The organism is Microbacterium sp. (genome assembly GCF_040394595.1).
Lineage (GTDB): Bacteria > Actinomycetota > Actinomycetes > Actinomycetales > Microbacteriaceae > Microbacterium.
In genome coordinates this window covers 414,716-438,955 of sequence record NZ_JBEBSA010000001.1, presented here as the reverse complement: position 1 = coordinate 438,955, position 24,240 = coordinate 414,716, and the positions used below count along the sequence as shown (strand labels likewise).

The following is a 24,240-nucleotide window of genomic DNA, read 5'->3' as shown; positions in this document are numbered from 1 at the left end:
AGGGGGACACAAGGCGACCACGGTCCGCCCTTGGCCGGGAGGACCGGGACAAGGAGGCAGGAATGGAAACGAGCATCGTCGGTGTCGGAGTGGGCATCACCGACCGCTTCCGGACGGTTGTCGAGGAGAAGCTCGGCCGGCTCCAACCGCTTGCCGCCAAGGCCCAGCGGATCGACGTCAAGGTCACGCACCGCGCGTATCGCGGCGGCCGGGTGCCGGACGAGACGGTCGAGCTGACGCTGGTGGGGAAGGGCCCGGTGGTGCGGGCCGAGGCGGTCGACGGGGACAAGTTCGTCGCCCTCGACCTCGCGGTCGACAAGCTCGCCGAGCAGCTGCGCCGTGCCAAGGAGAAGCGCATCGACGGGCGTCAGCACCCCCGCGGCGCCCACTTCGAGAAGGGCAGCGGATCGATCGCCGGGATCGACGTGCAGCCGGCTTCCGCAGACGTGCTGCAGGCGGTCGCTACCGGGACCGTCCCCGTGCAGACGGACGAGGACGAGGTGTACTCGCCCGTCGTCATCCGCACGAAGAACTTCGACGCGGAGTGGATGACGGTCGAGGAGGCCGTCGACCGGATGGAGCTGGTCGGACACGACTTCTTCCTCTTCGTGGACGTCCGCACCGACCACCCGAGCGTGGTGTACCGCCGCAAGGGCTGGGACTACGGCGTGATCGCTCTGGCCACGCAGGCTCCTCCCTCCGCGGAGGCGCTCGCGTCCTGAGCGCAGAGACATGACAGAGAGAAGGCCCTCCCGCTCGGGAGGGCCTTCTCTCGTCATGTCTCTGCCGGGAGATCCGCGTCAGTCGAAGATGCCATCGAGGATGCTGCCGATCACCAGGCCGCCGAGCACGCCGGTGACGATGTCACCGCCCGTGCCTCCGCGCCGGCCCCGTCCCTGGCCGCCGCCCCAGCCTCCCCAGTCGTCGTCGTCGCGCGGACGGGACTGGTCGATGTCGCGCTGTGCGAGGTGCAGGGCCTCCGCGGCGAGCTGCGCCACGCGGCGTGCGCTGGCGAGTGCCTTCTCCCGGGTCTCCTCGGCCGGAAGCATCCCGGGGACGTCGACGCGCAGACGCTCCGCCTCCGCGAGGCGGGTGCGGGCGTCCGCGCCGATCCACCCGCGGTGCCCGGAGATGAGGCCCTGAGCCACGGCGAGCTGCCGGTCGGCGTCGTCGAGCGAGTGCTGCACCTGCTCGACCGAGGGCAGAGGATGCTCCGCGCGGTATCGCGCGGCGGCGACCGCCTCGTCGAGCGCCGTGTTCGCGGCGCGCAGTTCGGAGAGCTCGGTGAACGGGTCGTTGCGGGCACCCGAGGGTGCGAGCGCGTTCAGAGCGGCGTTCAGGGCGGTCGAGGCGGCCTGCACCTGCGGCGTCTGCGGCGCGGAGCGGGCGGTGATGAGGTCGCCCCGGGAATCGTCCGCCACGTTCGCGAGGGTCGACTCGGCCCGGAGCGCCTGGATCTCGAAGTCCTCGACGGCGTCGATCACCGCGGTCGCGCGGCGAACCGCCTCGGTCGCGGTCTCCAGCGCGAGGTTCGCCTCCTCGTTCTGCTTCGCGGCGCGGCGGCGCTCGGAGACGTCGGCGCCGTGCGTCGCGAAGGTGAGGAGCTGCTCCGCCTCGTTCGCCGACGACGCGATCCGTCGCATGGCCTCGTCGCTGTAGCGCAGTGCCAGGCGCGCGACGGTGTCGCGCGCCTGGGGGAGTCGGGCGGTGAGGGACTCGGCGTCGCGGCGCACCTGGGCGATGATCTCGGGGGAGCGGCGCACCAGCGAGACGGCGTCGGAGAGCGCCGACGTCTTCTCGTCGAGGAGGTCCTCCGCCCACTCGCAGAGCTGCGCGATCCGCGCGTTGCGGGTGCGGAGCTCCTCGGGGGTGTCGGGGATCTCGTCGTGGTTCAGCTGGTGCAGTTGGAACGCCTCGCGCATGTGGGTCTTCACGGCGTCGAGTGCGGCCTTCAGATCGGCCGTCAGCGCGTCGCCGAGCTCGGCCTGCGCGAACGCGAGCTCATCTCCCGTGGTGCGGATGCGCTCGTCCGCCGCGACCAGCGCCTGCTCGGCGCGGCGGGCCAGATCGGCGTCCTGTGCTGCGAGTGCTTCCTGCTCGCGCTTGCGCTTACCCCAGAAACCGGACATGGATAGATCCTACTTTTCGGGCGGCTCGCAATGCTGTGGATCCGCTTCGCCCTGGACGAACAGCGGCGAAGCGGATCCAGTGGGCTCAGGCGATCGCGGTCCGGCGTGTGAGCACCGCCTGCGTCGGGCGGATCGTCAGGGACACCAGTGCGACGCCGAGGGGAAGGCCGACGCCGAGCAGGGCCAGCCAAGCGAAGGGGAGATCCTGCATGAGGAAGTAGCCGGGCATCGACTGCGTCGCGGTCCAGATGCCGATCACGCCGATGCCCACGCCGATCAGGCATCCGACGCCGACGACGATCAGCGCCTGCCACGCCGAGACGGCCCGCCGCAGTCTTCTGGTGGCCCCGACCGCGGCGAGGGTCGCGTCGTCGTCGCGGCGTTCGATCCTCGCCAGCCCCAGGGTGATGCCCGCCGCGGCCAGCACGATCACGCTCACGCCCGCGAGGACGAGGATCAGCCAGGGGAGGGTCGAGTCAGGACCCTTCTCGACGAAGACCGAGTAGATGCCGTCCCCCCTCGACGCGGTCTCCGCATCGGCGCGCATCCTGTCCTGTGCGGACACGGCGACGGGTGTGCGGAAGATCCCCACCCACGTCGTGGTGAAGGCCTCGATGCCCGCCTCCTCCGCGGCGGTGGGGGAGAGGATGACGGGCCAGGCCGTGCCGTTGCCCTGCCGGATGTCGACGTCGAGCTCGATGCTGCGCAGCGGGCTCGGGTCGGCCGCGGCCATGGCGGCCTGCTCCCAGAAGGACAGCGAGACCTTCCCGCCGGGGCCGATGGCGTGCTCGGCGGCGATCACGCCCCCGCCGGCGAAGTCGCGGAGCTCGGCGGAGGACAGTGCGATCCCGGTGAGGGCCTCGAGATCGTCCGGCTGGACGACGGCGATCTGGGTGCCCATCATCGCGACCCAGCCGGTGGGAGCCGTGGCATCCGAGCCCTGCTGGTAGGTGTCTACGGAGACGACCTCGGGAAGCTTCTCAGCGCCGTCCGGGACGATCCCGGAGTCGACGGTCGACGCGATCGGCACGATGCGGTCGGGGCGGGCGTCGATGAGGAAGGCCGGAGGCTTCCCGACCGCCGTCCCCCAGGACGAGACGATCACGCTGCCTTTCGGTCCCTGCCACGCATAGGAGCGATCGGTCTGCGCGCTCGACAGCGCGAGGGCCGAGAGGACGAAGGCCGCGACCGCCGCACTCGCGGTGATCGCGACGAACGCGGGCACCGTGCGGGAGGAGTTGGCCAGGGCATCGCGGGAGGCGAGCCGGGCGGCGGTGCCGCAGCGTGCCAGGAGGAGGTCGACGAGCTGGAGGATGCTCCGGCCGGTGAGGATCACGCTGGTGAGCACGAGGAGGACACCCAACACGACGAACCAGAGGATCGCCAGGCGCGCGTATGCCGACCAGTCGGCCGCGGCCGCCACGGCGAAGAGCACGCCGCCGCCGATGACGACCGCGACCCCGGCGACGAGGATGACGATGCCCCAGACGGGACGTCGGCGCGACATCTCGACGGGGCGGCGTGCGCCGCGGAGCGCAGCGAGGACGTCTCCGTGCGTGGCGGCGCGCGCGGGCGCGGCAGAGGCCAAGAGCCCCACGATGACGGCGAGGGCGACGACGACGGCGATCGTCCACGGGACGCGGAGGCCCCAGGAAGACCAGAACATCCCTTTCACACCGGGATCGACCAGCGGCAGCGCCACGGCGACGGCGCCGATCCCGAGCGCGGCTCCCCCGAGGCCCCCGGCCAGCCCCAGTATCCCGCCCTGCAGGAGGATGACGCGGAACACGTCCCGTCGCCGTGCGCCCACCGTCGAGACCACGGCGAGCGAGCGCTGCTGACGCCGAGCGCTCACCGCCATCGCCGCGGCGGAGAGGAGGGCGACGAGGATCCCTGCGAACGCCGCGCCGAGGCTCAGCACGGAGAGGATGTTCCAGCGCTCCTGCTCCGACTGCTCCCGCACCTGCATCCGGGCGCCCGCCGGCGGGTCGAGGTTCAGGTCTCGGGCATAGGCGATGTAGCCGGCGTGGTTCAGCGCCGCGAGCCGGGCCTCGTCGGGCTGCCAGCCGGGGAGGAACCAGGTGAGCGCGTGAGGTCCGTCGAGCCCGGTCGCATCCTTCGCGAGCGGCACGAAGAGAGTCTCCGCGCCACGCGAGCCGTCGACCGCGCGCATCGTCCCCACGATGCGATAGGTCTTGCCTTCGTCGGGCAGCTGCACGTCACCGCCCACCTCCGCCCCGAGACGGCGGAGGAGGGCGGGCGACGCCATCGCCTCGTCGGGGTGCTGCGGGGCCTTGCCCTCGAGCCGCTCGAACCGTCCGGTGAGTCGCGGATCCCACGCGTCGCCGGAGACGACGTCGAAGCTCGCGATCCCGTCGCGGGTCTTCATGCGCGCGCCGCCCGAGAGGGCGATCGGGATGGCGTCGGTGCCCGTGGGGAGGTTCGCGTCCTCGAGCCCCTTCGGGGGATCCTTCTCGGGGTTGCGGGGTGCGCCCGAGTCGTTCTGGGCGACCTCTGTGAGGAACGGCATGTCGATCGCCTGAACACGGCTCGCGTCCGCGCCGCCGGTGATCTCGATCCACGACTGAGTACGGCCGAGCTCCAGCGTCACCCGTTGCTCGGGCGTCGGCGTGCGGCTCTCGATGAAGGTCACGCCGGCGGTCGCCGCAGCGACCGGGACGGCGATGAGCGCAGCCACGAGGACGGAGGAGCCCTTCGTGCGCAGCAGTTGCCGTCGTGCCAGCCTCAGGGTCGCGCCCGCTCGGGGTCCTCTCACGCCCGCACCGCCAGCATCGACTCCGCCGCGTCCCGGCGGGTCTCATCGACGATGCGGCCGTCTCGCAGGTACACGATGCGGTCGGCCCAGGCGGCGTGGCGTGCCTCGTGCGTGACGAGGATGCCCGCCGCTCCGGAGTCGATGCGCCCGCGCATGGTCCGCATCACCAGTTCGCCCGTCACGGAGTCGAGGGCACCGGTCGGCTCGTCGGCGAGGATGAGACGCCGTCCGCCGATGATCGCGCGGGCGATCGCGACCCGCTGCTGCTGTCCCCCGGACAGGTCGTCGGGGTAGGCGTCGCCCCGATCGGCGAGTCCGACGAGCGACAGGGCGTCCTTCCCCGCGCGCCGTACCGCCCGTCGGCTGACGCCGTCCAGTTCGAGCGGCAGCGTGACGTTCTCCATCGCCGTGAGCGTCGGTACGAGGTTGTAGTCCTGGAACACGAAGCCCACCGACCGCCGGCGCAGCGCGGCGAGCTCGTTCGGCGACGCGGTGCTGAGGTGCGATCCGTCGATGACCACCTCGCCCGACGTCGGCGTCTGCAGGCCGCCGGCGATCGACAGCAGCGTGGACTTGCCCGACCCGGAGGCCCCCATCACCGCGACCAGCTCCCCGGGGGAGACCTCGAGGTCGATGCCGCTCAGCGCAGACACCGCCAGCTCCCCGGCGCCGTACTGCTGCGACACTCCGACCATCCGGAGCACCGGGGCGGTCATGACCGCGCCTTCGCGGGACGGCCGCGCTTGGGGCGATCGGTGGAGAGCTCGAGCTCCAGGGCATGCTGCGGATGCGCGGCCAGGCGCTGCTCGACGTGGTCCAGCCAGCGCACCTCCGCCTCGGCGGAGAAGATCATCGAGTCGACGACGAGCGACCACGCGAGCTCTTCCGGCGTGCCGTCGTCGCCGGCGTACTTGGCCCGGTTGAGGTTCTGCAGCTGCCGCAGCGATGCGGAGCGCTGCGCCTGGACGACCGCGGCGACATCGACTCCGGGGAGGGTGGCCGCCACCGCGAGCTTGATCGCGAGCTCGTCCCGGGTCGCCTGGCCTCGGGTGACGGGAGACGCGAGCCAGACGGACACCTCCCGGGACCCCTCCCCGGTGATCCGCCAGTACACGTGGCCCTGCTCGTCGGCGTCCCCCCGCTCGACGAGCCCGTCGCGCTCGAGGCGCTCGAGGGTGTTGTAGATCTGGCCCACGTTCAGCGGCCAGGTCGACCCGGTGCGGCGGTCGAACTCGGCGCGCAGCTGGTAGCCGTAGCACGGTCCCTGGTCGAGGATCGCGAGCAGGCTCTGACGAACGGACATGGGTATCTCCTCCCCGTCGGCGGCCGGTTGCCCGGAACACCATGCCGAGTATTGCGTTTCTCGGTATATGTATATCGAGAAAGCATGCTCATCCGCAAGCAGCGCGTCAGTCCGCGGCCGGGAGCTCCTGCGCGCTCCAGCGGACGGCGGTGACGGCGGGTTCGCGGATCACCTCGGCGATCGCCTCCTCGATCCCGGCGTCGTTGCGCTCGGCGCTGAGGATCGTCGCCGCGATGCGCACACCGTCGGCGACGTCCTCGGCGTCGATCGAGAGCACCGTGAAGCCGTCGCGGTGCACGGCGTCGAAGACCAGCGAACGCACCGCCGTCTCCGCTTCCGTCGGACACTGCACGACGAAGCGATACTCGGCGGGAGGCTGCTCACGGCCCGTGGTGCCGGCACGGCGGTCGAGCACCCGCCCGAGGGGACGCAACAGGGTGTTCGCGAGCATGATCACCGCGGTACCGGTGCCGGCCAGCAGATACATCCCGCTGCCGGAGAGGGCGCCGACGGCGGCGGACGCCCACAGCGTCGCGGCCGTGTTGAGCCCGGTGATGCTCGCCCCCTGCTTCATGATCACCCCGGCCCCGAGGAAGCCGATCCCCGACACCACCTGGGCGGCGACGCGGGTCGGGTCGGCTCCGGGGCCGTCGAAGGCCAGGGCGCCGAGCTCGACGAACAGTGCTGCGCCGAGGGCGACCAGCGCGTTGGTGCGGACGCCCGCGGTGCGGGCGCGCCACTGCCGCTCCAGGCCGACGAGGGCGCCGAGGCCGACGCCGGCGATCATCCGCAGGACGTGGTCGAGGAGGTCGATGGTCATGACCGCTCCGTTCGGGGAGGGGGAAGAGGGAAGAGGGCGGGGAGCGGGACGGACCAGCCGCCCCGCTCCCCGGCCGCGAGGACCGGTCTCAGATCCAGACGCCGTAGCGGCGGATGAAGAGCCGCTTCGCGACCTGCGTCACGACGCAGTAGGCGAGCAGGGTGAGCACCAGGAACGGGAAGTAGCTCCACGGCAGCGGTACCAGGCCGAGCACGGCGCCCCAGCCGCTGAAGGGCAGCAGCACCCCGAAGACGCACACCGCACCGGTGGCGAGCAGCACCGGGAGGCTCGCCCGCGACCGTACGAACGGCAGTCGGGCGGTGCGCAGCATGTGCACGATCAGCGTCTGGGAGATGATCGACTCGACGAACCAGCCCGACTGGAAGAACGCGGCGTGCTCGGGGGCGTTGGCCTGGAAGACGAACCACATCAGCGCGAACGTCGTGATGTCGAAGATGGAGGAGATCGGGCCGATCCTCACCATGAACCTGGCCAGGGCGTCTGCCCGCCAGGCGCGCGGCTGGGCGACGTCCTCCTCGTCGACGCGGTCCCACGGGAGGGTCAGCATCGAGAGGTCGTAGGCGAGGTTCTGCACGAGCACGACCAGCGGGATCATCGGGATGAACGGCAGCAGTGCGCTCGCGACGAGTACCGAGAACATGTTCCCGAAGTTCGATGAGGCGGTCATAGAGATGTACTTCATCGTGTTCACGAAGGTGCGGCGGCCCTCGATGACTCCGCCCTCGAGCACCGTCAGGTCCTTCGCCAGCAGGATGATGTCCGCCGACTCCTTGGCGATGTCCACCGCCGTGTCGACCGAGATGCCGACATCCGCGGTGCGCAGCGCGGGGGCGTCATTGATGCCGTCGCCCAGGAAGCCCACGGTGTGCCCGTTCTCGCGCATCGACTCGACGATCCGCGCCTTCTGAGCGGGGTTCACTTTGGCGAAGACGTCGACCTGCTCGGCGAGCTCTCCGAGCTCTCGCAGCGAGAGCCCCTCGGTGTCGGAGCCCAGTGCCAGGCGGTCGGCGTCGATCCCGATCTCCGTGCACACCGCCGCGGCCACCAGCGGGTTGTCGCCGGTGATCACCTTCACCGCGACACCGTGACCGCGCAGGCTCTCGATCGCGGCCCCCGCCGTCGCCTTGGGCGGGTCGAGGAACGACAGGAACCCGACCAGCGTCAGGTCCTTCTCGTCCGCGGCGCCGTACTCCCGGTCCTCCTCGCCGTCGAAGGAACGCACCGCGACCGCGAGCACGCGCATGCCGAGGGCGTTCTCGCCCGCGACGTACTCCTCGAGCTCGGCGCGCCGGGCGTCGGTGAGAGCCGTGTCGCGGCCGTCGACGGTCTCGCCGGCACTGCAGGCGAGCACCTCCTCGACGGCCCCCTTCGTCACGAGGAGGCGGCCGAACCCGTCGTCGACGACCACCGACATGCGCCGGCGCTCGAAGTCGAACGGGACCTCGTCGACCAGCGTGTGGGTCGACTGCAGCCGCTCGACGCCCTCGTCGCCGACGGCACGGAGGACGGCGGCGTCGAGGAGGTTGCGCAGTCCGGTCTGGAACGTCGACGTCAGCGCCGCGAAGCTCAGCGTCCGCTCGCTCGCGTCCCCGTTCACATCGACGTGCCGCTCGAGCACGATCCGGTCCTCGGTGAGGGTGCCGGTCTTGTCGGTGGCGAGCACGTCCATCGCCCCGAGGTTCTGGATCGCGTTCAGCCGCTTGACGATCACCTTGCGCTTCGCCATGAACGCGCTGCCCTTCGCGAGCCCCGCGGTCACCACGAGCGGGAGCATCTCCGGGGTGAGGCCCACCGCGGTGGTCACCCCGAACAGGAACGCTGTGATCCAGTCCTTCGTGATCGCGTTGATGACGAAGACGACCGGGACCATGATCAGCATGAAGGTGATGAGCGTGCGGGTGACCCTCTTGATCCCCTGATCGAACGCCGTCTCGGGGCGGGCGCCGACGATCGTGCGCGCCATGCTGCCGAACCAGCTGCGCTCGCCGGTCGCGACGACCACCGCGGTGCCGGAGCCGGACACCACGGAGGTCCCCATGAAGCCGAGGTTGCGCGCCTCGAGCAGCTCGGCGGGGGCGAGGGCCTCCTGCGGGTCCGCGGTCTTCTCGGCGGGCAGCGACTCGCCGGTCAGCATCGCCTGGTTGACCTGGAGGTCCTTCACCCGCACGAAGCGGACGTCCGCGGGGATCATGTCCCCCGCGGCGAGCTGCACGAGGTCGCCCGGCACGACGTCCGCCAGCGGGACCTCAGCGGTGACCGGCACGCCGCTGCGCACCCGCGTCACGGCCGTCGTCGTGCGCACCATCGCCTTCAGCTGCTCGGCCGCGCGCGAGGAGCGGTACTCCTGCCAGAAGCGGAGCGTCGCGCTCACGAGCACCATCACCGACACGGTGATGACCCCGGTGAGGTCCGGGCCGTCCGCCGGATCGGCGAAGAGCACGTCGGTGCAGAACATCACGACGGAGAGGAACAGCAGGATGAGGATGAACGGATTGCGGAACGCGGCGAGGAACTGCAGGACGGCCGGGGCCGGCCGGTCGTGCGACACCTCGTTCGCTCCGTGCTGCGCGAGGCGGCGCCGCGCGTCGTCCCGGTCGAGGCCGTCGGGGGAGCAGTCGAGCAGCCCGTAGGTGCGCTGCACGCTCACGCGGGAGATGTCGATCAGCGCGTTGCGCGTCGCCTCCGCGACGGCGCCGCGGGGTGTGCGGTCTGACCCGCCGGCACGCCGACGGGTGGGGCGGATCTCGGGAAGGCGGAGGAATGCCATGGTCTGTGTCCTGTCTTTCGGGCACGGCGGAGCAGCCCTCACGGCGGGTCGCGAGGACTCGCCGCGAGCGGCGGGCGCGGTGCTCACGGAGTGGTGGCGTGTCTCCCCGTGGACGCGCAGGGCGCGGCCCGACGGCTCTGGGCGCGCATCGGCGTCTCCTCCGCGGGGCGTGGTGCCCGAAAGAGCGCGGAGGTCAGGCCGGTGCGGCGAAGAGTACGCGTCGCACGGGGACGGGACTATGACTGCTGCCGTCGCTCATGGCGCTCACCTCCTCGGCCGGTCCTTCAGAAAATGCCAGCACGACATGCGAGAACGCGGAAACCCGGGGCTTCCGATGCGCGACTCCCACGTAAGAGCTTCGGCACTGCACGACGTGTCCCTCCGAACATCGGAGGGAAGCCACTTGGGATCACCCCTTAAGCCGGGGAGACCTGTCCTGATCTTGGGCGTCTCTCGACGTCGTGAGATCAGTGGCCTGTGTTCGTGCAGGAGCCTCGCCTAACGAAGTGCTGCAAAGGAGACTCTAACACGCGGTCGACGCTCTTGACCGCCGTGCAGCCGCCGTGCAGGTCACGGCCCGGTAACATGGCACGGTATGTCCGACGCTGCACGTCGGCACTCGTTCCCATTCAAGGAGATGACATCCGTGGCGAATCCTCTGGAGAAGCTGCTCCGCGCCGGTGAAGGACGCATCCTGCGTCGTCTCGGCCAGGTCGCCAAGGCGGTGAACGCCCTGGAGGAGGACTTCCAGAAGCTCAGCGATGACGAGCTGCGCGGCGAGACCGTCGAGTTGCGCGCCCGCTTCGAGAAGGGCGAGACCCTCGACCAGCTCATGCCCGAGGCCTTCGCGGCCGTGCGCGAGGCGGCCCGGCGCACACTGGGCATGCGCGCCTACGACGTCCAGATCATGGGCGGCGCGGCGCTTCACCTCGGGAACATCGCCGAGATGAAGACCGGTGAGGGCAAGACGCTCGTGGCGACGTTCCCGGCCTACCTGAACGCGATCGCGGGCAAGGGCGTGCACATCATCACGGTGAACGACTTCCTCGCGAGCTATCAGTCCGAGCTGATGGGCCGCGTCTACCGCGCCCTCGGGATGTCGACCGGGACGATCGTCTCCGGACAGACCCCGGACGTCCGCCGCCAGCAGTACGCGGCCGACATCACGTACGGGACGAACAACGAGTTCGGCTTCGACTACCTGCGCGACAACATGGCTTGGCGCAAGGAGGACCTCGTCCAGCGCGAGCACTTCTACGCGATCGTCGACGAGGTCGACTCGATCCTCATCGACGAGGCCCGCACCCCGCTCATCATCTCGGGCCCCTCCTCCGGCGAGGCGAACCGCTGGTTCACCGAGTTCGCCAAGATCGCCCGTTCCCTCGAAGCCGAGGTCGACTACGAGGTCGACGAGAAGAAGCGCACCGTCGGCGTGCTCGAGCCGGGCATCGAGAAGGTCGAGGACTACCTCGGCATCGACAACCTGTACGAGTCGGCCAACACCCCGCTGATCTCCTTCCTGAACAACTCGATCAAGGCCCTCGCCCTGTTCAAGCGCGACACCGACTACGTCGTGATGAACGACGAGGTCATGATCGTGGACGAGCACACCGGCCGCATCCTGGTCGGCCGCCGCTACAACGAGGGCATCCACCAGGCGATCGAGGCGAAGGAGGGCGTGCCGGTCAAGGCGGAGAACCAGACGCTCGCCACGGTCACGCTGCAGAACTACTTCCGCCTCTACGAGAAGCTCGCGGGAATGACGGGAACGGCCGACACCGAGGCGGCCGAGTTCATGTCGACCTACAAGCTCGGCGTGGTCCCGATCCCGACGAACAAGCCGATGATCCGCAAGGACCAGCCGGACCTCGTCTACAAGAACGAGCAGGCGAAGTTCGCCCAGGTCGTCGAGGACATCGCATCGCGCCACGAGAACGGGCAGCCGGTGCTGGTCGGAACCGTCAGCGTCGAGAAGAGCGAGTACCTCTCACGCCTGCTCGCCAAGAAGGGCGTCAAGCACGAGGTCCTCAACGCGAAGAACCACGCACGTGAGGCGGAGATCGTCGCCCGTGCCGGGCGCCTGGGCGCGGTGACCGTGGCCACGAACATGGCGGGTCGAGGCACCGACATCATGCTCGGCGGCAACGCCGAGTTCCTGGCGGTGCAGGAGCTCAAGGCGAAGGGCCTCGACCCCGAGGAGACCCCGGAGGAGTACGAGACCGCCTGGGACGAGACCTACGACGCGATGAAGAAGACCGTCGCGGAAGAGGCCGAGAAGGTCACCGAGGCCGGGGGGCTGTACGTGCTCGGCACCGAGCGCCACGAGTCCCGCCGCATCGACAACCAGCTGCGCGGACGGTCCGGCCGTCAGGGCGACCCCGGCGAGAGCCGCTTCTACCTCAGCCTCACCGACGACCTGATGCGCCTGTTCCAGTCGGGGGCCGCCGAGGCGATCCTGGCGCGGACGAACTTCCCCGACGACGTCCCGATCGAGTCGGGCATGGTCTCGCGCGCGATCCGCAGCGCGCAGTCGCAGGTCGAGGCCCGCAACGCCGAGATGCGCAAGAACGTGCTCAAGTACGACGACGTCCTCAACCGTCAGCGCGAGGCGATCTACACCGACCGCCGGCAGATCCTCCACGGCGACGACATCGCCGACCGCGTGCGTCACTTCATCGAGGATGCGATCGGCGGCGTGGTCGAGGACCACACCAGCGAGGGCCACAACGAGAGCTGGGACTTCGACGCGCTCTGGACTGAGCTGAAGACGCTCTACCCGGTCGGCGTCACGATCGACGAGGTCGTGGCCGAGGCAGCCGAGCGCAAGGGCGGGATCAGTGCCGAGGGGCTCAAGCGAGAGCTGCTCTCCGACGCCCTGATCGCCTACGAGCGGCGCGAGGAGTCCCTGGGCGAGGCGGCGACCCGCGAGCTCGAGCGACGCGTGGTGCTGCAGGTGCTCGACCGTCGCTGGCGCGACCACCTCTACGAGATGGACTACCTGAAGGACGGCATCGGTCTCCGCGCTATGGCGCAGCGCGACCCGCTGGTCGAGTACCAGCGCGAGGGGTACTCGATGTTCCAGTCGATGATGGGGCAGATCAAGGAGGAGTCGGTCGGCTACCTCTACAACCTCGAGGTCGAGGTGCGCCCCGCGGGAGACGCTGAGACCGCGGAGGTCGAGGCGAAGGGGCTGGCGAACGGCCAGCCCGAGCAGAAGCTCGAGTACTCGGCGCCGAACGACGCCGGCGAGGTCGAGGTGCGCAACGATCGCGGCCAGGTGCAGCAGGCCGAGACCGCCCGGATGCGCCAGGCCGCCGCGGCACGGCAGCAGCAGGACGAGCCGGAGCAGCCGGCCGAGCGTGGCGCCTTCGGGCAGCGAGTCGAGGCCTCGGAGCCCCCCGCGGGCAATCGCGCGCAGCGGCGTGCCAACTCCAAGAAGAAGTGATCTCCACGCCGAAGGCGCGGTGAGCCCGACGGGCCGCCGCGCCTTCGGCGTCTCCGTGGGGCGGGCCGTGTCCGGACAGGCCTCCGCGGCGCAGTAGGATTCTGCGATGACCCCTCGTAACCTCGACCAGTCGGCCAAGCTCAAGAACGTCCTCTACGAGATCCGTGGAAACGCACTTGTCGAGGCGGCGCGTCTGGAGGCGGAGGGGCACCAGATCCTGAAGCTGAACACCGGCAACCCGGCGATCTTCGGCTTCGAGGCCCCGCACCAGATCGTGCACGACATGCTCGCCGCCCTGCCCACCGCGCACGGCTACAGCGACAGCAAGGGCATCGTCTCCGCGCGCCGCGCCGTCGTCAGCCGCTACGAGCAGATCGACGGCTTCCCGCGCTTCACACCGGAGGACGTCTACCTCGGCAACGGGGTGTCCGAGCTCATCACGATGACGATGCAGGCCCTCCTCGACGAGGGCGACGAAGTGCTCATCCCCGCGCCCGACTATCCGCTGTGGACCGCCATGACCTCGCTCGCCGGGGGCACCCCGGTGCACTACCTCTGCGAGGAGGAGAACGGCTGGAACCCCGACCTTGAGGACATCCGGGCGAAGATCACGCCGAAGACCAAGGCCATGGTCATCATCAACCCCAACAACCCCACGGGTGCGGTCTACTCCCGCGAGGTGCTGGAGGGGATGGTGCGGATCGCCAGGGAGCACCAGCTGCTCCTCCTCTCTGACGAGATCTACGACCGGATCCTCTTCGACGACGCCGTGCACATCCCCACCGCGACGCTCGCCCCCGACCTGCTCTGCCTGACCTTCAACGGCCTGTCCAAGACGTACCGCGTCGCCGGTTACCGTGCGGGGTGGCTGGTGCTCACCGGCCCGAAGTCGCACGCCAAGGGGTTCATCGAGGGCATCACGCTCCTGGCCTCCACGCGACTCTGCCCCAACGTCCCCGCGCAGCATGCGCTGCAGGCGGCGCTGTCCGGCGTGCAGAGCATCGATGCGCTGATCTCCCCGACCGGGCGGCTGCACGAGCAGCGTGACGTGGCCTGGGAGGGACTGGAAGCCATCCCGGGCGTGAGCTGCGTCAAGCCGGAGGGGGCGCTCTACGCCTTCCCTCGGCTCGACCCGAACGTCCACGAGATCCGCGACGACGCGAAGCTCGTCTACGACCTGCTCGTGGCGGAGAAGATCCTGCTGGTGCAGGGCACCGGGTTCAATTGGGCGACCCCCGATCACCTCCGGGTGGTCACTCTGCCCGAGACCCGCGTGCTCAGCGAGGCCGTCGAGCGTCTCGGGAACTTCCTCGCGAGCTACCGGCAGTAGCCGGCCGGGTCTCGACGGCCTGGAGGGACGAGGCGAGGCGGCGCACGGCGGACACCAGCGGTGATCGTGGTGCGACATCGGCGATGGGGCGCGCGTGCAGCATCGCTGCGTCGGCGGCACGCTGATCGAACGGTGCGAAGAGCACGTCGTCGATGCCGGCGAAACGGTCGAGGGTGCGCCGCACCTGCCGCCGTGCGTCGATCCCGAGCGGGCCAGGTCGTAGCCGGTTGACCACGACGGTGATCGGAGTGGATCCGACGACCCGGCGCAGTTCGGCGTGGCCCCGAAGGAAACGTGCGATCCCGAGCGGGTCGGCGGACGCCACGGCGACGATGCGGTCAGCGGTGCCGAGGGCGGCGGTCGTCGCCGCGTGCCGGGAGGGCGCGGCGAGGTCGTATCCGTCGTCCTCCTCTTCGAACGACGCGGAGAGGTCGACGACGGTGCTGTCCGCCCAGACGCGGCACGCCTCCAGCGTGGCGCGGAGCCGGGAGCGGCCGATCTCCGGCCAGCGCGCCGGCCTGTTGACGCCGGCGAGCACGTCGATCCGGCCCGAGGCATGGTCGAGCGTGACGGCGAGACGTGTGAGCTCGGCCTCGTCGAGGCTGCCCAGCTCAGCGCGGCGGCAGGCGGCGGCCAGCCCGGGGGACTCCTCGCCGAGCCCCAGCAGCATCGCGATCGACGGAGCGGTGGTGTCCGCGTCGAGCAGCGCGGTGCGGCCGGAGAGACGGCTGAACTCCACCGCCAGCTGCACCGCGATCGTCGAACGCCCGGGAGCGCCGTGCGGACCCCATACGGCGACGATCTGCGAGAGGTGTCCGGGCGACGGGCTCTCTGCGACGGGCGGCCGTTCGTCCGCGAGCACCTCGGCGATCCGCCAGGCGGGGGTGTCGGGAGGGAGGGGAGCTGCGAGCCCGAGACGCGCCACGAGCCTGCCCTCGCCGTCCCCGACGGGCACGATGCGGACGGCGGCCCGGTCGCAGGCGGACACGAGCGCGGGGGTGAGCACACGACGGGACGGGGTCAGGAGCAGGGCGTCGGCGCCGTGCAGCAGAGCGGGGTCGACGGCATCGGGGGAGACGACGGCGACCACGCGGACGCCCTCGAGCTCCAGGTCCGCGGCGAGTCGTGCGCCGTCGGCGAGGGCGAGGACGACGGAGGTCACGACGCGGGACCCGAGGGGACGAGGGAGATCGCGGCGCCGCCGTTGATCGCCGCGAGCACGGCGGCGACCTCAGCCCGGCCGATGACGACCTCGACGTCCGTCCGCGAGGACGCCAGCATGCCGTCGGGCGCCTTGACCGCGGCGACCACGGCCTCTGCGACCAGGATCCGGGGCTCCGCGAGGGTGCGGTGGTCCTCTTCGAGGGGAGCCTGCCAGAGCTCGACCACGCTTCCCTGTCGCACCCCGGCGGGAAGGGCGCTCGTGCTTCCGATGACGACGGTCGTCGTGGTGGCGGAGCCCGCGGCGGCGACGGCGGAGGACGGTACGAGCTCGCCCCGCGCGATCGTGCGGGCGGCGACGCGCTCGGCTCCCAGCTGCTGCGGGGTCAGGTACTCGTCGACCAATCCGCCGAGTCCGACGTCGACCGTCCGGAAGTCCGCCGCCGAGAGCGGCTCGCCGCGCACGATCGTGCGGTCGGCCTGCAGCACCGGTGTGGTGCGCCGGGAGGCCGAGACCGTGAGCCACACGCCGGCGACCGACACGATGACCAGCACGATCCCGATGAGGAAGCGCACGTCGCCGAGGAAAGCCCGGCGTGACCGTGGTGAGGGCGTCATGCCCACATGGTCACAGATCCGGCGGTGGGGCCGGGAAAGTTATCCACAGGCCGGTGAACGGCGCGCGCGATGCCGTGGAGGTAGGGAGAATGGGGTCATGGCTGAAACACCTGCGCTCGGGCCGCGCTTCCTGGCCCCCGCCCAGGTCGCCGAACTGCTCAGCATCGAGGTCGGCGAGGTGATCTCGCTGGTCCACGAGGGGCGGCTGCGCGGGTCGCGGCTGGGGTCGCCGCCGCGATGGCGGGTCGAGGAGTCGAGTCTGTCCGAGTATCTCGACGCCCAGCGCGAGGAGGCCCGTCGCATCGCGCTGTGGCGGCAGGCCGGCGAGGCGAGTTTCCCGGAGGTGTGGGGCGTCGGCGCCCGGCTCCGGAGATGACGCCCGGGTGGCTCCGCGGAGTCCGCCCTACAGCAGCTCCGCGTCGATGGGCTCGACCCTCACGCGCCGGAGCGCGGCGAACGGCACGATCCGGAACTCGCTGATCGAAGACGCCCGGCGAGGCGTTCCGGGATCGTGCACCGCGAGATCGAGGTGATCGGCACCGGCGCGATCGGCCGTCCCGTGCAGGTCGTCGCCGTCGCGGGGGAAGAGACGGATCGGCACCCGTCTCCGGGCGAGGTCTCTCAGCACGAATCCGAACGTCATCCGTTCGCGCAGCGTCGTCCCGTCCGAACCGTCGTCGAGACTTCTCAGCAGCGCACCGTGGTCGAGGGCGATCCCGGTGAGCGCGGAGAGGGGGATGATGCTCAGCCGTCGCTCGCCGATCACGAACGCCGACAGCCAGTCCGCCCCCAGGGTGTGCAGTCGCGCGCCGAGCCGGACCCCGCCGAGGTCGAGGGCAGCGGTCTCGCCCGCGCCGCAGAGCACGCGGATGCGCTCGCGGAGGGGCAGCGTCGCGATCCGCAGGCGCGCGGTCTCCGCATCGAGCACGGCGCGCTCAGACTCCCAGTCGGCGGCCAGTTGGTCCTCGAGGTCTTCGAAGAGATGATCCCAATCCACCCCAGGAGAGTAGGCGAACTCCGGATGTCGATCCGAAAGTTATCCACATTCGGCTGACTGCGCGCCGCCGGGTGCCCGTCCTGGTGTAGCTTTTCAAGCACTTTCACACGCGGGGTCAGCGTTGGTTTCATTGGGGGAATCGACCGTGGTCCTGCAGGAGTACTTCGCGCGTCAGCAGACGTCCGCCGCCGATCTTCCGGACCCTGCGCCGTTGCTGCGCGGCCTCACCCAGGGGGCGCTTGAGGCGCTCGCCGGGGTGCGCGAGGTGGAGCAGCTGGTGCGCTGGCTGAGCGAGGACGCCTATCGCAAGCTCGTCGTGCGGGTGAACCTGTCCGCGCGGGCGCGCAGCGCCCGCGACGTCGCGCCGGCGCGTCCGGTCTTCCGCATCCTGTCGCTGCACCACTCCTCGCCGTCCGACGGCGTCATCGAGGCGAGCCTCGTGGTCGCGGGGCCCGGTCGGGTCCGGGCGGTCGCCATCCGCCTGGAGGGCATGGACGGGCGCTGGCGCGCGACGACCCTCGCCGTGCTCTGACCCTCCCGTCGTGCGGGAACCCGCAGCGGTGGACCTAGGCTGGGAGGATGTCCACGCTCAGCGATCTCGTCCACGCACAGGGCCGCCTCGGAGATGCCGACGTCGAGTGGCTGCACCGGCTCGCCGGGGACGGCCAGCTGCTCGCCGACCTGGCCTCAGCCGACATCGTGATGTGGGTGCAGACCTCCGACGGGTCGTTCGTCGCCGTCGCGCACTCCCGTCCGAGCGGCGCGGCCACCCTCTTCTACCGCGACATCGTCGGCGAGCGGGTGCGGCCGCAGTGGCGCACCCAGGTGCAGGCGGCGTTCGACGACGGCGAGATCGTCGACTCCGCATCGCCCGACTGGTTCGAGGAGACGCCCACCCGGGTGCGCGCGGTGCCGATCGTGCGTCGTCACGACGGCGCCGACGCGGTGCTCGGCGTGATCACGCGCCACACGAACCTCGGCGAGGCGCGGATGCCCTCGCGCCAGCAGATCAGCTTCGACGAGTGCGCGAACGATCTGTTCCGCATGGTCGCATCGGGGGAGTTCCCCGACCTCGCCGCGCCGACGTCTCCGCGCCGCGGAGCGCCGCGCGCCTCGGACGGGCTCATCCGCATCGACGTCGACGGGATCACCACCTTCGCGAGCCCGAACGCCCTGTCGGCGTTCAACCGGATGGGCTTCGACGACGAGCTGGAGGGGGAGTCTCTCGCCGAGGTGACCACCCGGCTCGTCCCGCCCTCACGACAGGTGGACGAATCGCTCCCCGTCGTCGTGACCGGCCGGGCCCCGTGGCGCACCGACATCGAGGCGCGCGGGGTGACCGTGTCGCTCCGGGCCATCCCGCTGAAGGACCACGGGACCCGGATCGGAGCCATCGTGCTGTGCCGTGACGTCTCGGAGCTCCGCCATCAGGAGCAGGAGCTCATCACCAAGGACGCCACGATCCGCGAGATCCACCACCGGGTGAAGAACAACCTCCAGACGGTGGCGTCCCTCCTGCGCATCCAGGCGCGGCGGACGCACTCCGAGGAGGCCCGCGAAGCGCTGACGCAGGCGATGCGCCGCGTCGAGTCGATCGCCGTGGTGCACGACACCCTTGCGAGCGGTCTGGCGCAGACCGTGGACTTCGACGAGGTGTTCGCCCGTGTCCTCAAACTCGTCGCAGAGGTCGCCGCCGCACCGAACACACGTGCGCGCACGCAGTCCAGCGGACGGTTCGGAGTGCTGCCGAGCGAGTACGCAACGCCCCTCGCGCTGGCGCTGACCGAAGTGGTCACCAACGCCGTCGAGCACGGCCTCGCCGGACAGGAGGGTGAGGTCACGATCGAGGCCCACCGCACCGCGGAGAACCTCCGGGTGATCGTCCGCGACACCGGTCACGGGCTGCCCGAGGGTCGCGTCGGTCAGGGCCTCGGCACGCAGATCGTGCGCACCCTGATCCAGGGGGAGCTGGGCGGCACGATCGAGTGGAAGGGCGAAGAGGGGGCGGGGACCGAGGTCACCATCGACATCCCCCTCCGCTGGATCAAGGCCTGAGCCGCGGAGGGCCCTCCGGCGGAGGGCTCTCGGAGAGCCGTGTCAGCCGGCGCGGCGGGCGCGAGCGGCGCGGCGCTTCAGCGCACGGCGCTCGTCCTCGGAGAGGCCTCCCCAGACGCCCGAGTCCTGACCGGTCTCGAGGGCGTACTGCAGGCAGATCTCCGTGACGGTGCAGGTGGCGCAGACGGCCTTCGCCTTCTCGATCTGGTCGACGGCGGGTCCCGTGTTCCCGACGGGGAAGAACAGCTCGGGGTCGACAGTCAGGCAGGCGGCTTTGTCGCGCCAATCCATGGGAGCTCCTCGGTGTGGATGTGTCATGAGCGATCACGATCTGTGACGCTCGGTTTCGGGCGGCAGTTCGGGTTCCGCTACCCTAGTGAGATGCGAGCGGTGGCTCGCCCCACGCCGCTGTGGGAGCACATGGCTTTGTCTATTCTGTTACATGAAACCTCTGAAATCAAGGGTTTTCTCACATCCGATTTTCTGGAGTGATCATGCGTGCTTCGCGGCCGGCCGTCCTCGCGGCCCTGCTCCTGACCCTCGAGGGCATCGCCCTCGGAATCGTCTCCGTCATCGAGCTGGTGAAGCTCACCCGACGCGAGGTGGTGTCCACCCCGGCGGGCACCGGGCTGGTGGTGCTGACGCTCCTCGCCGCGGTCGCGCTCGTCGCGTTCGCCTACGGCGTGCTGCGCCGCGTGTCATGGGCGCGGTCGGGGGCGATCGTGTTCCAGGTGCTGGCGATCGCCGTCGCGGTGTCGTCGGTGACCCTCGAGACGCCGCGGTGGGGCTTCGCCCTCGCGGTCGGCGTCCCCGGGATGATCGGTCTCGTGCTGGTGATCCTCGCTGCCCGCGCGGACGGCGGGTCGGATCGTCGTCTGCCCGCCGAAGAGGACTGACCCTCGACCGGATGAGTCCGGAGCGCGTCCGAGAGGTCAGGCGTCGATGCCGAGGGTCTTGCGCAGCCGGGCGACGTGACCCGTCGCCTTCACGTTGTACTGCGCGAGCTCGACGACGCCCTGCTCGTCGATGACGAAGGTGGAGCGGATGACCCCCTCGATCACCTTGCCGTAGTTCATCTTCTCGCCCCACACGCCGTAGGCCGTGTGGACGGCGTGGTCGGGGTCGCTCAGCAGCTCGAAGGTGAGGCCGTCGCGCTCACGGAACGCCCGGAGCTTCGCGGGCTCGTCGCGGGAGACGCCCACGACGGTGTACCCGGCGCCCTGCAGCGAGGAGATGCTGTCGCGGAAGTCGCACGCCTGCGTCGTGCAGCCCGGGGTCATCGCCGCCGGGTAGAAGTACAGGATGACCTTCCGCCCGCGGAGGCCGGACAGCGTGACGGGAGCGCCGTCCTGATCGAGGAGCTCGAAGTCGGGGGCGGGCGTTCCGGGTTCCAGGCGCGTGGCGGTCATGCCCCCAGCCTAGCCGTGGCCGCCGGCGGCAGGTCGGACGCCGAAGGTCTCCAGCAGCCGCTGCAGGGAGTCCAGGCGGGCGCGTCCCGCCTCGCCCAGCTGTCCGGATGCCGCCGCCTCGTTCAGGGCGCAGTCGGGAGCGTCGGGCAGATGCGTGCAGCCCCGCGGGCACTCCTGGGCGATCTCCGCGAGCTCGGTGAACGCGGCGAGGATGTTCGCCGGATCGACGTGTCCGAGGCCGAAGGAGCGGACGCCGGGGGTGTCGATGACCCAGCCGTTGCCCTCCGCGCCGCGATAGCGCAGCGACACCGTGGAGGAAGACGTGTGCCGCCCGCGCCCGGTGACCTCGTTGACGTGTCCGGTGGCGCGCCCGGCGCTGGGCACGAGGCCGTTCACGAGCGTCGACTTCCCGACGCCGGAGTGCCCGACGAACACCGTCGAGTGCCCGACGAGCGCCGCGCCGATCTCGGCGACGGGCATCTCCCCGCGTGCGCTGGTGAACACGCGCAGGTCGAGTCCCTCGAAGTGCGAGAGGAAGGGCGCGGGGTCGGCGAGGTCGGTCTTGGTGACCACCAGCAGCGGCCGGACCCCCGCATCGAGCGCGGCCACCAGGTAGCGGTCGACGAGACGCGCACGGGGCTCGGGGTCCGCTGCGGCGACGACGATCAGCATCTGATCGGCGTTGGCGACGATGACGCGCTCCACCTGGTCGGTGTCGTCCGCGCTGCGGCGCAGCAGGGAGGTGCGGTCGACGATCCCGACGATGCGCCCCAGGGTGCCCTCGTCGCCCGAGGTGTCGCCGACGACGCGTGCCGCGTCGCCCGTGACGATCGGCGTGCGGCGCAGCTCCCGGGCCCGCGCCGCCGTCACCGTGCGCTCCTCCGCGGTGTCCTCGCCGAGGAGCACGCTGTAGCGGCCACGATCGACGCCGAGCACCCGGCCGACCTCGGCGTCCTCATGCGCGGGGCGTCGCTTCGTCCTCGGGCGGTTCGCCTTGGGGTTCGGACGCACACGCACCGCGGACTCGTCGAACTCGTCGAGCTCGTCCTCGTCGTCCGGACCCAGCCAGCTCACGCGCCGCCGCCCTCCAGCATCCGCTGCCAGAGCAGGGTGAACTCGGGGAGGGTCTTGGCCGTGGTGCCGATCTCGTCGATCTCGACCCCGGGCACGCGCAGGCCGATCAGCGCGCCGGTGGTGGCCATCCGGTGGTCGTGATGGGCGGGCCACACGCCGCCGTGCAGAGGAGCGGGGATGACGCGGAGCCCGTCCGGCAGCTCCTCCGCCTCGCCGCCGATCGCGCGGAGGTTGCCGATGAGTGCCGCGATCCGGTCGGTCTCGTGACCGCGGATGTGCCCGACGCCGCGGATCGTGGTCGGCGCGTCGGCGAAGACTGCCAGACCGACGATGGTCGGCGTGAGCTCGCTGGCCGCGGAGAGGTCGAGGTCGAGGCCTCGGATGCCGTCGCCCGCACGCACGGTCAAGGCCCCGGAGTGCCGGGAGACATGCGCGCCCATCGCGTGCAGGATGTCGGGCAGCAGCGCCCCGGGCTGCGTCGAGTGCAGCGGCCATCCGGTGACCGTGACCTCGCCGCCGGTGACCAGGGCCGCGGCGAGGAACGGCGCCGCATTGGAGAGGTCGGGCTCGATCGCGATCTCCTTGGCGCGCGGCACACCGGCCTCGACGACCCACTCTCCGACCGCGGGACGCTCGATACGGATGCCGCGGAGGCTGAGCGCCTCGATCGTCATGTCGATGTGGGGAAGGCTCGGCAGGCTCTCGCCGGTGTGGACCACGTGCAGTCCGACGTCGAAGCGCGGCGCGGCGAGCAGCAGGCCCGAGACGAACTGGCTCGACCCGGAGGCGTCGATCTCGACGCGCCCCCCGCGGATCCGTCCGTGCCCGCGCACGGTGAACGGCAACGACCAGGTGCCCTCGTCGTCGATGTCGACACCCAGGTCGCGCAGCGCGTGGATCATGGTGCCCATCGGACGGTGCAGCGCCGTCTCATGGGCGGTGAGGAGCACGTCGGCGGAGGCGAGGCCGGCCAGCGGTGCGATGAAGCGCATGACGGTGCCGGCCTGACCGCAGTCGACGGTGCTCCCGCCGCGGAGCTCGCCGGGGGTGACGACGAGGTCGGGGCCGAACTCCCCGCCGGCGTCCACCTCCTCGATGCCGACGCCCAGCGCGCGCAGGGCCTCGACCATGCGCCGCGAGTCGTCGGAGTGCAGGGGGCGGACGAGCCGGCCGGGCCCGTCCGCGATCGCGGCGATGACCAGCTCGCGATTGGTCAGCGACTTCGACCCGGGGATGGTCAGCGTCGCCGACACGGCGTCGTCGTGCACGGGCGCGGCATACCGGCCCGTGACGGAGGGGGAGGAATACCGTGCAGCGCTCATCGGTTCCTACCCTAGTGAACGCTCATCACAGGGGCGGAGAGGAAGAGGCATGCTCGCGACGCTCGATCGGGAGATCGTGGAGGTCACCGGCCTAGACTGGCCGGTGATGGACGACACAGCATCCGGCGACCCCCGGCGCGATTTCGAGGAGCAGGCGATCCCGTACATGGATCAGCTCTATGCGGCTGCCATGCGCATGACGCGCAATCCGGCGGACGCGGCCGACCTCGTGCAGGAGACCTTCGTGAAGGCCTACGGCTCGTGGGCGACCTTCGCGCAGGGCACCAACCTGAAGGCCTGGCTCTACCGCATCCTCACGAACACCTACATCAACATCTACCGCAAGAAGCAGCGCGAGCCCTTCCAGGGCACGATCGACGAGCTCGAGGACTGGCAGCTCGGCGGCGCCGAGTCGACCACCGCGTCGCGCAGCCGCTCTGCGGAGGCCGAGGCGATCGACCGCATGCCGGCGTCGGTCGTGAAGGACGCGCTGCAGGAGGTGCCGGAGGACTTCCGGCTCGCCGTCTACCTCGCGGATGTCGAGGGCTTCTCGTATCAGGAGATCGCCGACATCATGAAGACCCCCATCGGCACCGTGATGAGCCGTCTGCACCGTGGCAGGCGGATGCTCCGGGAGCTGCTGGCTGATTACGCCGCCGAGCGAGGCATCGTCGCGGCCGGAACGAGGAGCAAGAAATGACGGACTGCGGCTGTGAGAAGGCTCGCCGTGACCTGGAGGAGTACCTGCGCGACGAGGTCTGCAAGACCGAGCAGAGCGACATCAGGGACCACCTCGAGAACTGCCCGTCGTGCCGTGACGAGGCTCTCGTCGCGACCACGCTGACCGAGGTCGTCGCACGGGCCTGCAAGGAGACCGCGCCCGAGGAGCTCCGCGACCAGGTCTTCGCCCGGCTCCGCGCCGCACAGGCCGCCGCGCACTGAACGTCCCGCGCTGCTCGCGGACCGCGTCAGCGGGTCGCGAACGGGTCGCCGGGCCCGAGGCGTGCGCCGTC

Annotated in this window: 22 protein-coding genes and 1 riboswitch; of the genes, 9 read left to right on the top strand and 13 right to left on the bottom strand. The window is 70.7% G+C overall.

The window, feature by feature from the left end:
- The first annotated feature begins 62 nt into the window (after positions 1-62).
- Complete coding sequence (gene hpf / locus ABWO84_RS02200) at positions 63-722, top strand: ribosome hibernation-promoting factor, HPF/YfiA family (RefSeq protein WP_353112058.1); 660 nt, start codon at positions 63-65, stop codon at positions 720-722.
- A 78-nt stretch (positions 723-800) separates the two neighbouring features.
- Here the strand turns inward: hpf and ABWO84_RS02195 are convergent, their stop codons facing one another.
- From ABWO84_RS02195 to mgtA, 6 genes are all read right to left on the bottom strand, one after another.
- Positions 801-2,129, bottom strand: coding sequence for a coiled-coil domain-containing protein (locus tag ABWO84_RS02195; protein ID WP_353112056.1), 1,329 nt, complete (start codon positions 2,127-2,129; stop codon positions 801-803).
- Positions 2,130-2,214: 85 nt separating this feature from the next.
- On the bottom strand, positions 2,215-4,905 hold the full coding sequence (locus ABWO84_RS02190; RefSeq protein ID WP_353112054.1) for an FtsX-like permease family protein: 2,691 nt from the start codon (positions 4,903-4,905) through the stop codon (positions 2,215-2,217).
- Positions 4,902-5,621, bottom strand: coding sequence for an ABC transporter ATP-binding protein (locus ABWO84_RS02185; protein WP_353112052.1), 720 nt, complete (start codon positions 5,619-5,621; stop codon positions 4,902-4,904). Before ABWO84_RS02185 ends, ABWO84_RS02190 begins: the two co-directional genes overlap by 4 nt.
- Entirely contained in the window at positions 5,618-6,208 is a 591-nt protein-coding gene (locus ABWO84_RS02180; RefSeq protein WP_353112050.1) for a PadR family transcriptional regulator, read from the bottom strand. The genes ABWO84_RS02185 and ABWO84_RS02180 overlap by 4 nt, the downstream gene beginning before the upstream one ends.
- Before the next feature lie 106 nt (positions 6,209-6,314).
- The gene (locus ABWO84_RS02175) at positions 6,315-7,028 is read right to left on the bottom strand and encodes an MgtC/SapB family protein (RefSeq protein WP_353112048.1); all 714 of its coding nucleotides are present in this window, start codon (positions 7,026-7,028) and stop codon (positions 6,315-6,317) included.
- Between the two features lie 88 nt (positions 7,029-7,116).
- Positions 7,117-9,816 (bottom strand): magnesium-translocating P-type ATPase, encoded by a 2,700-nt coding sequence (mgtA, locus tag ABWO84_RS02170; RefSeq protein WP_353112046.1) that lies wholly within the window; start codon positions 9,814-9,816, stop codon positions 7,117-7,119.
- Positions 9,817-10,152: 336 nt separating this feature from the next.
- Positions 10,153-10,329: riboswitch (M-box (ykoK) riboswitch) on the bottom strand.
- A 133-nt stretch (positions 10,330-10,462) separates the two neighbouring features.
- Between mgtA and secA the strand changes: the two genes are divergently transcribed.
- Entirely contained in the window at positions 10,463-13,261 is a 2,799-nt protein-coding gene (secA, locus tag ABWO84_RS02165) for a preprotein translocase subunit SecA (protein ID WP_353112044.1), read from the top strand.
- A gap of 106 nt (positions 13,262-13,367) precedes the next feature.
- Positions 13,368-14,591, top strand: a complete 1,224-nt coding sequence (locus ABWO84_RS02160) for a pyridoxal phosphate-dependent aminotransferase (RefSeq protein WP_353112042.1) — start codon at positions 13,368-13,370, stop codon at positions 14,589-14,591.
- Here the strand turns inward: ABWO84_RS02160 and ABWO84_RS02155 are convergent.
- Positions 14,539-15,753: a CpaE/TadZ family protein gene (locus ABWO84_RS02155; RefSeq protein ID WP_353112040.1), complete on the bottom strand. Its 1,215-nt coding sequence runs from the start codon at positions 15,751-15,753 to the stop codon at positions 14,539-14,541. The genes ABWO84_RS02160 and ABWO84_RS02155 overlap by 53 nt on opposite strands.
- A complete protein-coding gene (locus ABWO84_RS02150; RefSeq protein ID WP_353112038.1) occupies positions 15,750-16,370 on the bottom strand; it encodes an SAF domain-containing protein in 621 nt (206 codons plus the stop codon). The genes ABWO84_RS02155 and ABWO84_RS02150 overlap by 4 nt, the downstream gene beginning before the upstream one ends.
- Before the next feature lie 97 nt (positions 16,371-16,467).
- Here ABWO84_RS02150 and ABWO84_RS02145 point away from each other — a divergent pair, with 97 nt between their 5' ends.
- Entirely contained in the window at positions 16,468-16,746 is a 279-nt protein-coding gene (locus ABWO84_RS02145) for a helix-turn-helix domain-containing protein (protein ID WP_353112036.1), read from the top strand.
- A 27-nt stretch (positions 16,747-16,773) separates the two neighbouring features.
- Here the strand turns inward: ABWO84_RS02145 and ABWO84_RS02140 are convergent, their stop codons facing one another.
- Positions 16,774-17,367, bottom strand: coding sequence for a hypothetical protein (locus tag ABWO84_RS02140; protein ID WP_353112034.1), 594 nt, complete (start codon positions 17,365-17,367; stop codon positions 16,774-16,776).
- 130 nt (positions 17,368-17,497) lie between these two features.
- On the opposite strand from ABWO84_RS02140, the gene ABWO84_RS02135 reads away from it, so the two are divergent.
- Positions 17,498-17,899 carry an Rv3235 family protein gene (locus tag ABWO84_RS02135; RefSeq protein ID WP_353112032.1) on the top strand — a complete coding sequence of 134 codons (402 nt, stop codon included), beginning with the start codon at positions 17,498-17,500 and terminating at the stop codon, positions 17,897-17,899.
- Between the two features lie 47 nt (positions 17,900-17,946).
- Positions 17,947-19,422 carry a sensor histidine kinase gene (locus ABWO84_RS02130; RefSeq protein ID WP_353112030.1) on the top strand — a complete coding sequence of 492 codons (1,476 nt, stop codon included), beginning with the start codon at positions 17,947-17,949 and terminating at the stop codon, positions 19,420-19,422.
- 42 nt (positions 19,423-19,464) lie between these two features.
- On the opposite strand, the gene ABWO84_RS02125 is transcribed toward ABWO84_RS02130, so the two are convergent.
- Positions 19,465-19,713, bottom strand: a complete 249-nt coding sequence (locus ABWO84_RS02125) for a WhiB family transcriptional regulator (protein ID WP_116241334.1) — start codon at positions 19,711-19,713, stop codon at positions 19,465-19,467.
- Between the two features lie 203 nt (positions 19,714-19,916).
- Here ABWO84_RS02125 and ABWO84_RS02120 point away from each other — a divergent pair, with 203 nt between their 5' ends.
- Positions 19,917-20,318 carry a hypothetical protein gene (locus tag ABWO84_RS02120; protein ID WP_353112027.1) on the top strand — a complete coding sequence of 134 codons (402 nt, stop codon included), beginning with the start codon at positions 19,917-19,919 and terminating at the stop codon, positions 20,316-20,318.
- Positions 20,319-20,354: 36 nt separating this feature from the next.
- Here ABWO84_RS02120 and bcp read toward each other — a convergent pair whose 3' ends face one another.
- From bcp to aroA, 3 genes are read right to left on the bottom strand one after another with little or no spacing between them, the layout of a single operon-like run.
- Positions 20,355-20,831, bottom strand: a complete 477-nt coding sequence (bcp, locus tag ABWO84_RS02115; protein ID WP_353112025.1) for a thioredoxin-dependent thiol peroxidase — start codon at positions 20,829-20,831, stop codon at positions 20,355-20,357.
- Between the two features lie 9 nt (positions 20,832-20,840).
- Positions 20,841-21,905, bottom strand: a complete 1,065-nt coding sequence (gene rsgA, locus ABWO84_RS02110) for a ribosome small subunit-dependent GTPase A (protein WP_353112023.1) — start codon at positions 21,903-21,905, stop codon at positions 20,841-20,843.
- On the bottom strand, positions 21,902-23,227 hold the full coding sequence (gene aroA / locus ABWO84_RS02105; RefSeq protein WP_353112021.1) for a 3-phosphoshikimate 1-carboxyvinyltransferase: 1,326 nt from the start codon (positions 23,225-23,227) through the stop codon (positions 21,902-21,904). Before aroA ends, rsgA begins: the two co-directional genes overlap by 4 nt.
- Before the next feature lie 49 nt (positions 23,228-23,276).
- Here aroA and ABWO84_RS02100 point away from each other — a divergent pair, with 49 nt between their 5' ends.
- Together ABWO84_RS02100 and ABWO84_RS02095 are read left to right on the top strand one after the other, a co-directional pair.
- Positions 23,277-23,927 (top strand): sigma-70 family RNA polymerase sigma factor, encoded by a 651-nt coding sequence (locus tag ABWO84_RS02100; protein ID WP_353112019.1) that lies wholly within the window; start codon positions 23,277-23,279, stop codon positions 23,925-23,927.
- Entirely contained in the window at positions 23,924-24,169 is a 246-nt protein-coding gene (locus tag ABWO84_RS02095) for a zf-HC2 domain-containing protein (protein WP_353112017.1), read from the top strand. The genes ABWO84_RS02100 and ABWO84_RS02095 overlap by 4 nt, the downstream gene beginning before the upstream one ends.
- Positions 24,170-24,240 lie beyond the last annotated feature (71 nt).